The organism is Pantoea sp. X-Soil-OKNW-556 (genome assembly GCF_059730695.1).
Genome location: NZ_AP035990.1, coordinates 1,890,552 through 1,905,514 on the forward strand (window position 1 = coordinate 1,890,552; position 14,963 = coordinate 1,905,514).

11 protein-coding genes and 1 other RNA gene are annotated in these 14,963 nt (G+C 52.4%); 7 read left to right on the forward strand and 5 right to left on the reverse strand.

Annotated features, from left to right (window positions below; genetic code table 11):
• The first annotated feature begins 1 nt into the window (after position 1).
• The 4 genes from btuD (at position 2) to AC6I8T_RS08780 (ending at position 3,873) form a co-directional block, all read left to right on the forward strand.
• Positions 2-748, forward strand: coding sequence for a vitamin B12 ABC transporter ATP-binding protein BtuD (gene btuD / locus AC6I8T_RS08765; protein WP_208725325.1), 747 nt, complete (start codon positions 2-4; stop codon positions 746-748).
• Between the two features lie 74 nt (positions 749-822).
• Entirely contained in the window at positions 823-1,281 is a 459-nt protein-coding gene (locus AC6I8T_RS08770; RefSeq protein ID WP_208725326.1) for a C40 family peptidase, read from the forward strand.
• Between the two features lie 310 nt (positions 1,282-1,591).
• The gene (locus AC6I8T_RS08775) at positions 1,592-2,335 is read left to right on the forward strand and encodes an EAL domain-containing protein (RefSeq protein WP_208725527.1); all 744 of its coding nucleotides are present in this window, start codon (positions 1,592-1,594) and stop codon (positions 2,333-2,335) included.
• A 98-nt stretch (positions 2,336-2,433) separates the two neighbouring features.
• Positions 2,434-3,873 (forward strand): protein adenylyltransferase SelO, encoded by a 1,440-nt coding sequence (locus tag AC6I8T_RS08780; protein WP_497830554.1) that lies wholly within the window; start codon positions 2,434-2,436, stop codon positions 3,871-3,873.
• A 9-nt stretch (positions 3,874-3,882) separates the two neighbouring features.
• Here AC6I8T_RS08780 and AC6I8T_RS08785 read toward each other — a convergent pair whose 3' ends face one another.
• Together AC6I8T_RS08785 and ppsR are read right to left on the reverse strand one after the other, a co-directional pair.
• Positions 3,883-4,929: a 3-deoxy-7-phosphoheptulonate synthase gene (locus AC6I8T_RS08785; protein ID WP_208725328.1), complete on the reverse strand. Its 1,047-nt coding sequence runs from the start codon at positions 4,927-4,929 to the stop codon at positions 3,883-3,885.
• Positions 4,930-5,120: 191 nt separating this feature from the next.
• Positions 5,121-5,948: a posphoenolpyruvate synthetase regulatory kinase/phosphorylase PpsR gene (ppsR, locus tag AC6I8T_RS08790; protein WP_021185264.1), complete on the reverse strand. Its 828-nt coding sequence runs from the start codon at positions 5,946-5,948 to the stop codon at positions 5,121-5,123.
• Between the two features lie 447 nt (positions 5,949-6,395).
• Here ppsR and ppsA point away from each other — a divergent pair, with 447 nt between their 5' ends.
• A complete protein-coding gene (gene ppsA / locus AC6I8T_RS08795; protein ID WP_208725329.1) occupies positions 6,396-8,780 on the forward strand; it encodes a phosphoenolpyruvate synthase in 2,385 nt (794 codons plus the stop codon).
• A gap of 238 nt (positions 8,781-9,018) precedes the next feature.
• Here ppsA and rprA read toward each other — a convergent pair.
• Together rprA and ydiK are read right to left on the reverse strand one after the other, a co-directional pair.
• An RNA gene (rprA, locus tag AC6I8T_RS08800) (antisense sRNA RprA) lies at positions 9,019-9,126 on the reverse strand.
• Positions 9,127-9,380: 254 nt separating this feature from the next.
• Positions 9,381-10,493 carry an AI-2E family transporter YdiK gene (gene ydiK / locus AC6I8T_RS08805; RefSeq protein WP_021185261.1) on the reverse strand — a complete coding sequence of 371 codons (1,113 nt, stop codon included), beginning with the start codon at positions 10,491-10,493 and terminating at the stop codon, positions 9,381-9,383.
• A 207-nt stretch (positions 10,494-10,700) separates the two neighbouring features.
• Between ydiK and ydiJ the strand changes: the two genes are divergently transcribed.
• Complete coding sequence (ydiJ, locus tag AC6I8T_RS08810; RefSeq protein ID WP_497833715.1) at positions 10,701-13,754, forward strand: D-2-hydroxyglutarate dehydrogenase YdiJ; 3,054 nt, start codon at positions 10,701-10,703, stop codon at positions 13,752-13,754.
• A gap of 41 nt (positions 13,755-13,795) precedes the next feature.
• Here ydiJ and AC6I8T_RS08815 read toward each other — a convergent pair whose 3' ends face one another.
• Positions 13,796-14,200: a hypothetical protein gene (locus AC6I8T_RS08815; protein ID WP_013508839.1), complete on the reverse strand. Its 405-nt coding sequence runs from the start codon at positions 14,198-14,200 to the stop codon at positions 13,796-13,798.
• A 388-nt stretch (positions 14,201-14,588) separates the two neighbouring features.
• On the opposite strand from AC6I8T_RS08815, the gene sufA reads away from it, so the two are divergent.
• Positions 14,589-14,963 (forward strand): Fe-S cluster assembly scaffold SufA, encoded by a 375-nt coding sequence (gene sufA, locus AC6I8T_RS08820; RefSeq protein ID WP_021185259.1) that lies wholly within the window; start codon positions 14,589-14,591, stop codon positions 14,961-14,963.

Sequence of the window (14,963 nt, forward strand, 5' to 3'; positions counted from 1 at the left end):
CATGCTGATGCAGTGCCAGGGAGCCAGCGTCAAAGGGCGGTTGGCTCCCGTCGACCTTGAGCTGCAAGCCGGAGAGTTGGTCCATCTGGTGGGGCCTAATGGTGCCGGTAAAAGCACGTTACTGAACGTGCTGGCGGGTTTACTCCCCGCCATCGGCGATATTCGTTTTTCCGGCCAGCCATTGGCGCAAATGAACGGTGCCGCGCTGGCCCGGATGCGCGCCTGGTTGCCACAGCAACAGCCAGCACCCGGACAGATGCCTGTCTGGCACTATCTGCGCATGCATCTGCTGCACGTCAACGCTGAAGCCGACAGGCTGTTAATCCAGGTGCTGGAGATGCTGGGGCTGAAGGATAAGTTGATGCGCAACGTGCTGCAACTTTCCGGCGGTGAATGGCAGCGGGTACGCCTCGCGGCTGTTGCACTGCAAATTCATCCGGCAATTAATGCGCAGGGTAAATTGCTGATCCTCGATGAGCCGATGAGCGCGCTGGACGTTGCGCAGCAAAAGGCGGTAGACACATTACTGGCACAGTTATGTGCAGCTGGTATCGCCATTGTTGCCAGCGGTCATGATCTGAACCACAGTCTGCGCCATGCTGATCGGGTCTGGCTGATGCATCAGTCGAGGTTGGTGGCACAGGGGACGGCCGCCAGCGTGCTCACCGTCGGGCAATTGGCTCCGCTATACAACATTCAGTTTCAGCGTATCGAAACCCCCCAAGGCGCATTATTACTGGTGCCCTGACGGTGCGCGCCTTGCACCGAATCAGGTTTTGCCGCTAAAGTGTTGCTCGGGCAACGGATTTAAGGATTTTTCTGATGCGGCTGATAATGTTGATTCTGGTGCTGCTGTTGGCAGGATGTAGCCACCATGCGCCACCGCCCAATGGCCGCTTGGCCGATTCCATCACCGTGATTGCGCAACTTAATGAGCAGCTCAACAACTGGCACGGTACACCTTATCGCTATGGTGGTTTGAGCCGAGGCGGTGTTGATTGCTCCGGTTTTGTCTATCTCACCTTCCGCGATCGGTTCGATCTCCAGTTGCCACGTTCAACCGACGCCCAAAGCGATATCGGTACGCGTATTGATAAAGATGATTTATTGCCCGGCGATTTGGTGTTTTTTAAAACGGGCAGTGGTGAAAATGGCCTGCATGTTGGCATTTATGATACCGATAACACCTTTATTCATGCCTCTACCAGCCAGGGTGTGATTCGCTCATCACTGGATAACGTTTACTGGCGAAAAGTATTTTGGCAGGCACGGCGTATTTAGTACGTATTTGTCTGAGAACACTTTTGGCTAAAAGTGTGTCGCCAAAATCTGTACTTAAATTAAATCCTGCCCCTAAAGTGCTCTGCTTTAAAATGGCACTTTACCTGAAGGGGATTTAATACTATCTATGATGCCTTAATGTAATTAACGGTATGGATAATATTCGATGGTTATTTGGCTTAAGGATTAATTCAGCGTAAAAATGACACCATCAGGCAAAAAAGCACCTCTCTTCTAACGTTTGGTCCTATTGCCTGAGCGTTTTCATTGATATACGATGCGCCAATCGCCACTGCTTCTGGCTGTTAAAATGAAAGTTCATTTATCTGCCGACTATCAGTCGGAAACCTGGTTTTATCCAGCCTATTCTTTAGCGGGCCAGCTAACTGCGGTTGAACTGGTTACGCAATTTGTCCACGACAGTGCTCCTATCACGCTGCCGCAGGATTTGCTATTGCCTCAATTAGATGATGCACAACAACTGCGCCTGTTGCAGAGCCAGCTGGCACTGCTGGAAAAGTACCGCGACTTTTTTGAGTTAAATCAAATTACCGCCCTGGTTCGTATTGATGATTCGATGGCAGTGACGCTGCTGGAGAGTGACTTTCTGTTAAGGAAATTTAAGCAACTGCCGTTTATTGCGTTGGATATCAGCGAAAGCTTTCCTCAATTATGGCAGGGTAAATCACATCCACTATTGAGTACCTTGAAAAGTGAATTTCGTTTATCGCTTTCGCAATTTGGTGCAGGAAAAGCACCGGCAACGGCGGTTTACGATAATCTTTTTAGCGTTCTGAAGATGGATAAGAACTTTATTCAGGCGCTGGCAAAACGTGCATCTTTTATACCTTTTATTCAGACGCTTATCGACAATTTTACCGGCGATGACACGCAGATTATTATTTGTGGTATTGATGATTCAGCAATGCTGGAGAAAGTGACGGCACTCAGCGGCGCACATTTGCAGGGCAGTCTGTTTCCGGTGGTCAAAGCTGAACGGTTGAATGATTTGATTTATCCCGATGTGACTCTTAATTCTCCGTTACAGCAGTAATCCTTTCATCTGTTTTCTCCGCAGTGTCGGCGTTACACTATCCGTTGATTTTCAACCCAATCGCGGTGCCTGTAAGCGATGCACCTCGCGGAGTGACTATGCAGTTTACCAACAGCTGGCAGCAGGAGTTGCCGGGATTCTATACCGCGCTGGACCCAACCCCTTTGCAGGGTGGCCGTTTGCTTTACCATAACGCGCCCCTGGCAACAGAAATGGCGCTGGATCCCGCGTTATTCAACGGGGCTGGGCATGGCGTCTGGTGTGGGCAAGCGCTGTTACCGGGTATGGCACCGCTGGCACAGGTCTACAGTGGCCATCAATTCGGTGTCTGGGCCGGGCAGTTGGGTGATGGGCGTGGCATCCTGCTGGGTGAACAGCAACTGACGGATGGACGTAAGCTGGACTGGCATCTGAAAGGCGCGGGGCTGACGCCCTATTCACGAATGGGTGATGGGCGTGCGGTGATCCGTTCCACAGTGCGTGAATTTCTTGCTTCGGAAGCCTTATATCATCTGGGGATCCCGACCACTCGCGCACTGACTCTGGCGATCGGTGATGAACCTGTGTTACGTGAAACCCCGGAACGTGGCGCGATGCTGATGCGTATCGCTGAAAGTCATCTGCGCTTCGGCCATTTCGAGCATTTCTATTATGGTGGCGAGCAGGACAAGGTTCGTCAGCTGGCGGATTATGCCATTCGTCATCACTGGCCAACGTTACAGGATGAGGCAGATCGCTATATGTTGTGGTTCACGGATATTGTGAAGCGCACCGCCAGTCTGATCGCCCAATGGCAGAGCGTCGGCTTTGCCCACGGTGTGATGAATACCGATAATATGTCGATACTCGGGCTGACCCTCGATTATGGCCCCTACGGTTTTCTTGACGATTATCAGCCTAACTTCATCTGCAATCACAGTGATTATCAGGGGCGCTACGCTTTCGATAATCAACCTGCGGTCGGTTTATGGAATCTCAACCGTCTGGCACATGCCCTGTCCGGATTGATGACCACCGATCAACTGAAGCAGGCACTGAGTCAATATGAACCAGAATTGATGCGCGTCTGGGGTGAGAAAATGCGCGCCAAACTCGGACTACTGACTCCGGATGCCAATGACAACGCGATTCTGACCGGATTGCTGGCACTGATGACGCATGAACACAGCGACTATACCCTGACGTTCCGTCTGCTGAGTGAGACACAACAGCAGCAAACGCGTTCGCCATTGCGCGATGAATTTATCGACCGTGATGCGTTTGACCGTTGGTACGAGGACTATCGTCAGCGTCTGTTGCGCGATGAAGCCAGCGACGAAACGCGGCAACAAGTGATGAAAGCTGCAAACCCGGCATTGGTGTTGCGCAACTATCTGGCCCAGCAGGTGATTGAAGAGGTTGAGCGTGGCGAAACTGGCGCGCTGTCCCGCTTGCATCTGGCTTTACAGCAGCCATTTAATGATGAGGCCGTCAGCGCGGAATTGCGCCAACGGCCCCCTGAGTGGGGTAAAACGCTGGAGGTGAGCTGCTCCAGCTAACGCCGCGAATCAGAAACGGCTGTCGACTGCGGCAGCCAGGCGAGCCAGCACTTCGGCGCTGTCGTCCCAACCCAGGCAAGGATCGGTAATCGATTGCCCGTACACCAATGGTTGGCCGCCGACTACCTTCTGATTACCTTCCTCGAGGAAGCTCTCAATCATCACCCCGGCAACGGCACGGGAACCCGCGCGGATCTGTGTCGCCACATCATCGGCTACATCACGCTGACGCCGGTGTTGTTTCTGACAGTTGGCATGGCTGAAATCAATTACCAGTTGTTCCGGCAGATTAAAATCACGCAGGTTAGCTGCCGCGGCCGCCACATCATCTGCATGGTAGTTGGGCTGACGACCACCACGCAGGATCACATGGCCATGTGGATTGCCGCTGGTCTGATAGATGGTCATCTGACCATTTTTGTCAGGGGACAGAAACATATGGCTGGCACGCGAGGCACGAATCGCATCAACGGCGATCTGCACGTTGCCGTCAGTGCCATTTTTAAAACCTACCGGGCAGGAGAGCGCAGAGGCCATTTCGCGATGGATCTGGCTCTCGGTGGTCCGCGCGCCGATGGCTCCCCAACTGATCAGGTCGGCAATAAACTGACCGATCACCATATCGAGGAATTCGGTTGCTGTTGGCATGCCAGTCGCGTTGATATCAAGCAGTAACTGGCGGGCAATAGCAATGCCGCGATTCACATCAAAGCTGCCGTCCAGGTCTGGATCGGAGATCAAGCCTTTCCAGCCAACCACGGTACGTGGCTTTTCAAAATAGGCACGCATCACAATTTCCAGCCGGTCCTGGTACTGTTCGCGCAATACGTTCAGGCGCTGAGCATATTCCAGCGCAGCTTTCGGATCGTGGAGCGAGCAGGGGCCAATAATCACCAGCAGGCGACGGTCTTCTCCGGTGAGAATACGGGCAATGCGCTGACGCGCTGCCGTCACAGTTGCGGCAATTTCTGCCGAAATAGGGTGTTGTTGCGCTAACGCGGCGGGCATTATCAGGCTGCCGATGCGCGCGGTACGCAGTTCATCAGTTTTGTTCATCAGGGTTCTCGAAAATCTGTTCTTCGCAACGGTGAAATACCGGGAAGTGATGAGGGTCACAATAAACCATTAGCCTGCGAATTCAACCTGCTAAAGCGAAAGGGATTTCAATAGTTCGGCAGCCCCGCTTTACAAACACGTATTGGTCACCTTCCGGCGCGGCGCGATGGGCAAAAAATCGCGCCGGCAGGTCAATACATCCGTCGTGTCAGGCCCATGATGTCGAGAATTTTGGTGGCGATCTCTTCCACCGAGTAGTTGGTACTGTTGAGATAGCGAATCTGATGGGTGCGGAACAGGGCTTCAACTTCACCCACTTCCAGTCGGCACTGGCGCAGCGAGGCATACCGCGTGTTCTCTGCACGTTCCTGGCGAATGGCGGCCAGTCGCTCGGGGTCGATAGTCAAACCAAACAGTTTATGTTGATGGGCCCGCAGGGCGGGCGGCAGTTTCAGGTTATCCATATCGTCAGCAATAAACGGATAGTTGGCGGCGCGGACGCCAAACTGCATCGCCAGATACAGGCTGGTAGGGGTTTTACCACAGCGCGATACACCCAGCAGGATCACCTGCGCATCCTCAAGACCGCGCAGCGAGATGCCATCATCATGGGCCAGGGTGTAATCAATCGCGGCGATACGCGCATCGTATTTGCCCAGATTGCTGGCGGTCAGCCCGTGAGTACGGTGGGCAACGGGCATGGAGGGCACACCTAACTCACTCTGCAACGGGCCGACCAACGCCTGGACAATATCCTGACAGAACCCTTCGCTCTCAAGGATAATTTCCCGCACATCAGGCGTGACGATTGAAAAAAATACCAGCGGGCGGATACCGCTTTGCTGATAAAGTGCGTTGATCTGGGCTTTAACTGCCTGAGCACGTTGCACATTTTCGACAAATGGCAGGGTTACGCTATTGGTGTTCACCGGGAATTGCGATAACACCGCGTGGCCCAACACTTCAGCGGTAATGGCGGTGCCATCGGAGATATAAAACACGCTACGTTCTGTGCTCATAATGAATGCCTTCCTCCTGATAACCTTTATGCAACATTATCATTGCCAATATTTCATTTTTTATAATAATAAAATGAAATCTCCATATGGCAAAGAACCCTGGCATCGAGATATTAATCTAACCTTCAATATAGATGAAATAGCGTTTCGGAAATCGTCATTTTTTCGGTTATTTTTCTTCGCGCACAAAATAAAGTCTGATTTTGTTGCGCAACAAAATGCAAGCGCTAACCCTCTGAAATTGAGAAATTTAATGATGCAGCAATCTGTTAGCGTTAATTGCTGATGTTGCGCAACCTGGATAATTGCGGGTACTAATCCGATTTTTCAATTCTTTCGCTGCTTTAACGATTCAACACTTAGTCTTTATATTCTGCTTGTGCCAGGCTGTATTTGCGAATAGCAAAATGTTCCATGTGCCCCCAATCATTTAAAAGGATAATCTCGATGTCCAATAAAGGCGAACAGCCGCTAGTGCTCTGGTACAACCAGCTTGGCATGCATGATGTTGATCGGGTGGGAGGTAAAAATGCCTCTCTGGGTGAAATGATTACCAATTTGTCGTCGCTGGGTGTGGCTGTACCCAATGGTTATGCGACTACATCTTATGCTTTTAATCAGTTTCTCGATCAAAGCGGGCTGAACCAGCGTATCTATGATTTGCTGGACAAGACTGATATTGATGACGTTGATGAGTTGGCGAAAGCGGGCAAGCAAATCCGCCAATGGGTGGTTGATACGCCGTTCCAGCCTGAACTGGAAACAGCTATTCATGATGCCTACCAACAATTATCTGCCGATGATGCCGAAGCCTCGTTTGCCGTGCGTTCTTCGGCGACCGCTGAAGACATGCCCGATGCTTCCTTTGCCGGGCAACAGGAAACGTTCCTGAATGTGCAGGGCATTGATGCGGTAATGGTGGCGGTGAAGCACGTCTATGCGTCGTTATTTAACGATCGCGCCATCTCTTATCGTGTGCATCAGGGCTATGACCATCGCGGCGTCGCGCTGTCGGCAGGGATCCAGCGGATGGTGCGTTCCGATCTCGCCTCGTCTGGCGTGATGTTTACCATTGATACCGAATCCGGCTTTGATCAGGTGGTGTTTATCACCGCCGCCTTTGGTTTAGGTGAAATGGTGGTACAAGGGGCGGTGAACCCGGATGAATTCTACGTGCACAAACCGACGCTGGCGGCGAATCGTCCGGCTATCGTCCGTCGCAACATGGGTTCTAAAAAGGTGCGGATGGTGTACGCCGACTCCCATGAACACGGCAAGCAGGTTCGCATTGAAGATGTGGCTGAAGACGAACGTGATCGCTTCTGTCTGAGCGATGATGAAGTGCAGGCGCTGGCGCGCCAGGCAGTACTCATCGAGCAGCACTACAAACGCCCAATGGATATCGAGTGGGCGAAAGATGGTCACACTGGCAAACTGTTTATTGTCCAGGCGCGCCCGGAAACAGTACGTTCCAGTGGTCAGGTGATGGAACGTTACAATCTGCATGGAAAAGGCAACATTGTCGTGGAAGGCCGTGCGATTGGTCACCGTATTGGTGCCGGTGAAGTGAAGGTGATTCAGGATATCAGCCAGATGAATCGGATCGAAAAGGGGGACGTGTTGGTTACCGACATGACCGACCCTGACTGGGAACCGATCATGAAAAAAGCGTCAGCGATTGTCACTAACCGCGGCGGACGTACCTGCCATGCGGCGATTATCGCTCGTGAATTGGGTATTCCGGCGGTAGTGGGATGCGGCGATGCGACTGAACGTCTGAAAGATGGCCGCAAGGTCACGGTGTCCTGCGCTGAGGGTGACACCGGCTATGTTTATGACGACCTGCTGGATTTTGAAGTCACCAGTTCTCAGGTGGACAGCTTGCCGGACCTACCGCTGAAAATCATGATGAACGTCGGTAACCCGGATCGTGCTTTCGATTTTGCCTGCCTGCCGAATGAAGGTGTGGGCCTGGCGCGTCTGGAATTCATCATTAACCGTATGATCGGCGTGCACCCGAAAGCGTTGCTGGAATTTGACCAGCAGACGCCAGAGCTGCAACAGGAAATTCGTCAGATGATGAAAGGCTTTGACGATCCAGTTGAGTTCTATATTGCGCGACTCACCGAAGGGATCGCCACCCTGGGTGCCGCGTTTGCTCCGAAACGTGTGATCGTACGCCTGTCGGATTTCAAATCGAATGAGTATGCCAACCTTGTAGGTGGTGAACGTTACGAACCGGAAGAAGAGAACCCGATGCTGGGCTTCCGCGGTGCGGGTCGCTATGTGGCTGACAGTTTCCGCGACTGCTTCGCGCTGGAGTGTGCGGCGGTGAAACGTGTGCGCAATGAAATGGGGCTGACTAACGTGGAAATCATGATCCCGTTTGTTCGGACCGTGGCGCAGGCGGAAGCGGTGATTGAGGAACTGGCGAAACAGGGACTCAAACGCGGTGAGAATGGCCTGAAGGTGATCATGATGTGTGAGATCCCGTCGAATGCATTGCTGGCGGAACAGTTCCTGCAACATTTCGATGGATTCTCTATCGGTTCCAATGACATGACGCAACTGGCGCTGGGTCTGGATCGCGATTCCGGCGTGGTTTCCGCGCTGTTTGACGAGCGTAATGATGCGGTGAAAGCGTTGCTGTCGATGGCGATTCAGGCTGCGAAGAAACAGGGCAAGTATGTCGGGATTTGTGGCCAGGGCCCGTCTGATCATCAGGATTTCGCCGCCTGGCTGATGGAAGAGGGAATTGACAGCTTGTCGCTGAACCCGGATACCGTCGTGGAAACCTGGCTGAGTCTGGCAGAGCTGAACAAGGCTAAATAACGGTGTTAACCAGAGTCCCGGAAAGTGTCCGGGACTTATCTTTCCCACATCCATCTTCCCGGATATGTATTTTTCCCATCGTTGTTGTGATAACTCTCCTTATCACCTCCGTGCTTACCGTATTTACGACGCGCCAGTCAGAAGGTCGAAGTCACCCTGGACAAGTAAGGTGTGAGAGGCAATGAGGGGCTCATCGGACATTTAACCCGTGAATGGGCTGCTCTGAGGCAAAAAATCCCCAAAAAAAAGCCCATCACAGGGGATGGGCAAAGACTACACACAGCAATTCTTCACTTTACTCAGGGGAAAAAGGTTGTTTAAAAATCAGTGGTTTGATCTCAAACATAGGAAACATGTTATTCACAGCCGCTTCTGGCGTCTTTAAGAATCCTCTTATTAGTTTAAAGCTGATAATCTTTTAAACGTGTTTTTAGTGGATTTTGGCCGTCAATCAGTACAGAAAATAATCTTTCCGTTATCAAAACTGACTGGAATGGCGTGAAAATGCGGTTTTTCTTAAAAATCGCTTATGGAAATTTTCGTTAACAAAAGGGAATTGTGTGACGGTGGTTAACTGGCGTTAACCACCGTAAGGCAGGGTCAGGCAGTATGGTCGTCGTGCTCGGTGAGTTCTTCTACCACGGTTTCTGGATCGTCATCCGGTGCCGGAGCCTCATGCATCCATACTGATACCAGGCGATAGGATACCGCCAACACCACCGGTCCGATAAACAGGCCAATCATGCCAAAAGCCACCAGACCACCGATCACGCCGGAGAGGATCAAAATCATCGGCAAATCGGCACCCATGCGGATCAGCATCGGGCGCAGTACGTTGTCGAGTGTCCCGACCACGCAACTCCACACCAGCAGCACGGTGCCCCAGGTAGTATCACCACTCCAGTAGAGCCAGATAATCGCCGGAACCAACACAATCAAGGGGCCGAGTTGTACCAGGCAGGAAAGAATCATTACCACGGTAAGCAGGGTGGCATACGGGATACCCGAGATGGCTAAACCGATACCGCCTAATACGCCCTGCACCAGCGCTGTCACCACTACCCCCAGCGCGACGGCGCGGATGGCCTGACCAGCCAGTAACACCGCGGCATCGCCACGGCGTCCACCCATACGGTAAGCAAAATGCCGAATACCCAGCCCGACCTGCTCACCACGCCAGTACAGCAGCACGCTGAATAGCAGCATTAATCCCAGATGCAGCATAAAGCGGCCAAAATGACCCGCCTGGGCGACAAAGAAGCCGGTGGTGCGACCAATATAGGGCTGCAACTTGCTCATAATTGCTGAGCCACCGCCATCAACCAACTTGTGGTAGCTGACAAACAGTTTGTCACCGACCATCGGCACTTCTTTCAGCCAGTCAAGCTGTGGCACCGTCATATGGCCCTGTGTGGCCCAGGCAATAACCGGCGCGCTATTGTCGATCAGGCTATTTACCAGCACGGCGATGGGGATGATAAACAGCAGCAGCAACAGGATGGTCATGGCGATTACCGCCAGCGAGCGGCGTCCCCATAACAGGTGCTGCAACTTAATCATCAGCGGCCAGGTGGCGATTACCACCATACTGGCCCAGGCGAAACCCAGAATAAAAGGTTGAACTACCCAGAGGCAGGCGATGATCATCAGCAGGATGAACATCAGTGAGAACAGCATTTGCGGTAAGTCCAAACCGCCTTGCAGGTTTTTCATAACAGCCTTTTGACCTCAATTGAATCCTTCACAGTGGGGTTTACTGTCCCCAATCAATGATTACCTATTTCAGAAGGATTAAACAGAGAAATGCAGGCCGCTTTTTACGTTTCCTGAAAAAACAGCGAGCGACTGAAAAATGTGATAAAACGAATAATTCATAAGAATCGACTACGCAAACGTTTACAACATCTCGGTCACTCAATAATGATCCCACAGATTTCCCAGGCACCGGGCCTCGTTCAACTGGTGCTGACATTCCTGGCGTCCTTAAAAGAGCAAGGATTTACTGGCGATACCGCCACCAGTTACGCTGATCGTCTCTCACTTTCAACCGATAACAGCATTTATCAATTGCTGCCGGATGCGGCGCTCTTTCCCCGTTCCACCGCGGATGTCGCGCTGATTGCGCGTCTGGCAGGGGAAGAACGTTTTGCCAGCCTGGTGTTTACCCCACGCGGCGGCGGCACGGGCACCAACGGGCAGTCCCTGAATCAGGGGATTGTGGTTGATATGTCGCGCTACATGAACCGCATCCTCGAAATCAACACCGAGCAACGCTGGGTTCGCGTCGAAGCCGGGGTAGTGAAAGATCAGTTAAACGCCTGGCTGAAACCCTACGGTTTCTTTTTCTCCCCTGAGTTATCGACCAGTAACCGCGCCACCCTGGGCGGGATGATCAACACCGATGCTTCCGGGCAAGGGTCGCTGGTGTATGGCAAAACCTCCGACCATGTTCTGGGTCTGCGCGCGGTGCTGCTGGGCGGCGATATTCTTGATACCCGCGCGATGCCGACCGATTTAGCGGAGAAACTGGCGCAAACGCCAACCAAAGAAGGGCGCATTTATCAGCAGGTGATGACGCGTTGTCGTGAACAACGTGCGTTGATTCTGGAAAAATTCCCGAAACTGAACCGTTTTCTCACCGGTTATGATTTACGCCATGTGTTCAGTGACGATCTGCACACCTTTGATCTGACGCGCCTGCTGTGCGGTGCCGAGGGCACTCTGGCGTTTATCAGCGAAGCGCGACTCGATATCACGCCGATCCCGAAAGTGCGCCGGCTGGTAAATATCAAATATGACTCCTTCGACTCTGCACTGCGCAACGCCCCCTTTATGGTCGAAGCAAAAGCGTTATCGGTGGAAACCGTCGACTCAAAAGTATTGAATCTGGCGCGTGAAGATATCGTCTGGCATTCGGTTAAAGAGTTGATTACCGATGTGCCGGATAAAGAGATGCTGGGACTGAACATCGTCGAGTTCGCCGGAGATGACGGTGAACTGATTGAGCAGCAGGTATCGACCTTGTGCGCGCGTCTGGATGAACTGATGACGCAGCAGCAGGGTGGAGTGATCGGTTATCAGCTGTGTAACGACTTAGGCGGCATCGAGCGCATCTATAATATGCGCAAGAAAGCGGTAGGTCTGCTCGGAAATGCCAAAGGGCGCGCCAAGCCAATTCCGTTTGTTGAGGATACCGCTGTGCCGCCGGAGCATCTGGCGGATTATATCGTCGATTTCCGCGCTCTGCTTGATAGCCACGGCCTGAGCTATGGCATGTTTGGTCATGTCGACGCCGGTGTGCTGCACGTCCGTCCGGCGCTGGATATGTGCGATCCGCAGCAAGAGATGCTGATGAAACAGATCTCCGATGAAGTGGTGGCTTTGACCGCACGTTATGGCGGCCTGCTGTGGGGCGAGCATGGCAAAGGTTTCCGCGCGCAATACAGTCCGGCGTTTTTCGGTGAAACCCTGTTTAACGAATTGCGTCGCATCAAAGCGGCGTTTGACCCCGATAACCGCATGAACCCCGGCAAAATCTGTACGCCGCTGGGTAGCAACGAACCGATGATGCAGGTCGATGCGGTGAAGCGCGGTACATATGATCGCCAGATCCCGCTCACAGTGCGCAATGACTGGCGCGGCGCGATGGAGTGCAATGGTAACGGTCTGTGCTTTAACTTTGATACGCGCAGCCCGATGTGCCCGTCGATGAAAATCACCCGTAACCGCATCCACTCCCCCAAAGGCCGTGCCACGCTGACGCGTGAATGGTTGCGCCTGCTGTCCGAGCAGGGGGTGGATCCGGTGCTGCTGGAGAAATCCCTGCCAGAGCAACGCGCCAGCCTGCGTACCTTGATTCAGCGTACCCGTAACTCATGGCATGCGAAGCAAGGCGAGTATGATTTCTCTCATGAAGTAAAAGAAGCGATGGCGGGCTGCCTCGCCTGTAAAGCCTGTTCGACCCAGTGTCCGATTAAAATTGACGTACCGAACTTCCGCTCTCGCTTCCTACAACTGTATCACACGCGTTATCTGCGCCCGATGAGCGATCATCTGGTTGCCACGGTTGAAAGCTACGCGCCGCTGATGGCGAAAGCGCCAAAGGTATTTAACTTTTTCCTGAAACAGCCGTGGATGCGCGAGCTCAGCAAAAGCCATATCGGCATGGTCGATTTGCCGTTGCTCTCCTCACCGAGTCTGAAGCAGCAGCTGAGTGGCCATCCGGCGATGAACCTGACGCTGGAGCAACTGGAAGCGCTCGACAGCAACGCGCGCAAGGATTGTGTGCTGGTAGTACAGGATCCGTTTACCAGCTATTACGAAGCCCAACTGGTGACTGACTTTGTCAAACTGATTGAGAAACTCGGTTACCGCCCGGTGCTGCTGCCATTTTCACCGAACGGCAAGGCGCAACATGTCAAAGGCTTCCTGCAACGTTTTGCCCGCACGGCGGAAAAAACCGCGGACTTCCTCAATCGTGTGGCGCAGTTAGGCATGCCGATGGTCGGTGTCGATCCGGCTACCGTGTTGTGCTACCGGGATGAGTACAACCAGGTACTGGGCGAGAAGCGCGGTGATTTTAATGTGTTGTTGGTCCATGAATGGTTGCAGACTGCGGTGGCGGAACGTGCCGTGCAAAACACCGGGGGCGAGGCCTGGTATCTGTTTGCCCATTGCACTGAAGTGACCGCGCTACCCTCAACACCCAACCAGTGGCAGGACATCTTTGCCCGCTTTGGTGCGAAGCTGGAAAACATTAATGTCGGCTGCTGTGGTATGGCGGGCACCTATGGACACGAAAGCAAAAATCTGGAGAACTCGCTGGGGATTTACGCGTTGTCCTGGCATCCGCAGATGCAACAACTGCCGCGTCAACGCTGTCTCGCCACCGGTTTCTCGTGCCGTAGTCAGGTGAAACGCGCGGAAGGCAATGGCATGCGTCACCCGCTTCAGGCATTGCTGGAACTATTGTAAACAAATTGTAGAATTCCAGGAGACGTCAGGACGCAGCTGGATTAGAATATCCAGCCTGCGTGACGGACGAAATCACTTTGCAGGCTGGTGGCTTGATCCCACTCGCCGCTCAGCGCCAGTTGATGACACAAGCGAGTCAGCGACAGGCGCGCCAGTTGATAGGCCTGAATACGGAACAAACGGTCGCGATCGGCATTGCCCATCTCCTGCACTAAGCGGTGATGGAGTTTGCCCATGGCGTGTAGATAGCTTTGGTCATCGCCATTCAATTGGCAGATTTCCGCCATATCGAGACAGGTGTCATTAAAACGACGCAGTTGTTCGATTGTACAATCGGTGCGGTTGAGCTTTGCCTGAGCCATATAGAAGTCAACGGTGATATCACGTACCGAAAACTTATATTCATCGATTTTGTGTTGTAACCAGGCTGAGACGGAAAGCGTCATGTCGCCACCTTAATGGGTTAATGATAATCATTATCATATTCAACCACGTCAGGAATGCAATTCCCTAGAGAAATTTTATTGATTTACTTTGCCTGTTACTCAAATCGGCAATAACAATTTCTTCACATTAAGGAAAGGCGTAACCTATCAATCAGCGGAAAATCGTAAAGTGACAAAATGAAATTTTGCGATTTTTTAACAGGTTACAATTGTATCGGCGCGGCAGTTTTCCCCGCCGCAAAGCAGTGTGAAGCGACTATGCTTAACAAAGCAACAGTAAAAAATAGCACGAGATGATTATCCCTGCAAAACAAGAGGTTGAAGTGATATCTGATATCACTACCATAGGGGGATAGCCTGAAAAGGCCCAGACTTACGAGGTAGCACTATGTCATCAGTAAATGCAGCTTCTTTTTCACCCGATGATTTCGTCTGGAAGGGGCTGACGCTGACCGAATCGGCAGCAAAACAGATTCTTAACCTGGTCGCACAGGATCCTGAAGTCAAGGGTCTGCGGGTAGGAGTGAAACAGTCCGGCTGTGCCGGTTTTGGTTATGTCATGGACCTGGTGAAAGAACCTGCCGCTGACGACCTGCAGTTCCCATACTTCGGCGCAACCCTGTATGTGCCGCTACAGGCCATGCCGTTTGTCGATGGCACCGAAGTCGACTACGTCCGTGAAGGCCTGAACCAGATCTTTAAATTTAACAACCCTAAAGCTCAGCACGCCTGCGGGTGCGGTGAAAGCTTTGGCGTCGAGTAA

What these genes read in the sequence shown, in the direction of transcription:
- btuD (WP_208725325.1), top strand. Translation starts at nt 2, where the DNA reads ATGCTGATGCAGTGCCAGGGAGCCAGCGTCAAAGGGCGGTTGGCTCCC.
- AC6I8T_RS08780 (WP_497830554.1), top strand. Translation starts at nt 2,434, where the DNA reads ATGCAGTTTACCAACAGCTGGCAGCAGGAGTTGCCGGGATTCTATACC.
- AC6I8T_RS08770 (WP_208725326.1), top strand. Translation starts at nt 823, where the DNA reads ATGCGGCTGATAATGTTGATTCTGGTGCTGCTGTTGGCAGGATGTAGC.
- AC6I8T_RS08815 (WP_013508839.1), bottom strand. Translation starts at nt 14,200, where the DNA reads ATGACGCTTTCCGTCTCAGCCTGGTTACAACACAAAATCGATGAATAT.
- ppsA (WP_208725329.1), top strand. Translation starts at nt 6,396, where the DNA reads ATGTCCAATAAAGGCGAACAGCCGCTAGTGCTCTGGTACAACCAGCTT.
- AC6I8T_RS08785 (WP_208725328.1), bottom strand. Translation starts at nt 4,929, where the DNA reads ATGAACAAAACTGATGAACTGCGTACCGCGCGCATCGGCAGCCTGATA.
- ydiJ (WP_497833715.1), top strand. Translation starts at nt 10,701, where the DNA reads ATGATCCCACAGATTTCCCAGGCACCGGGCCTCGTTCAACTGGTGCTG.
- AC6I8T_RS08775 (WP_208725527.1), top strand. Translation starts at nt 1,592, where the DNA reads ATGAAAGTTCATTTATCTGCCGACTATCAGTCGGAAACCTGGTTTTAT.
- ydiK (WP_021185261.1), bottom strand. Translation starts at nt 10,493, where the DNA reads ATGAAAAACCTGCAAGGCGGTTTGGACTTACCGCAAATGCTGTTCTCA.
- sufA (WP_021185259.1), top strand. Translation starts at nt 14,589, where the DNA reads ATGTCATCAGTAAATGCAGCTTCTTTTTCACCCGATGATTTCGTCTGG.
- ppsR (WP_021185264.1), bottom strand. Translation starts at nt 5,948, where the DNA reads ATGAGCACAGAACGTAGCGTGTTTTATATCTCCGATGGCACCGCCATT.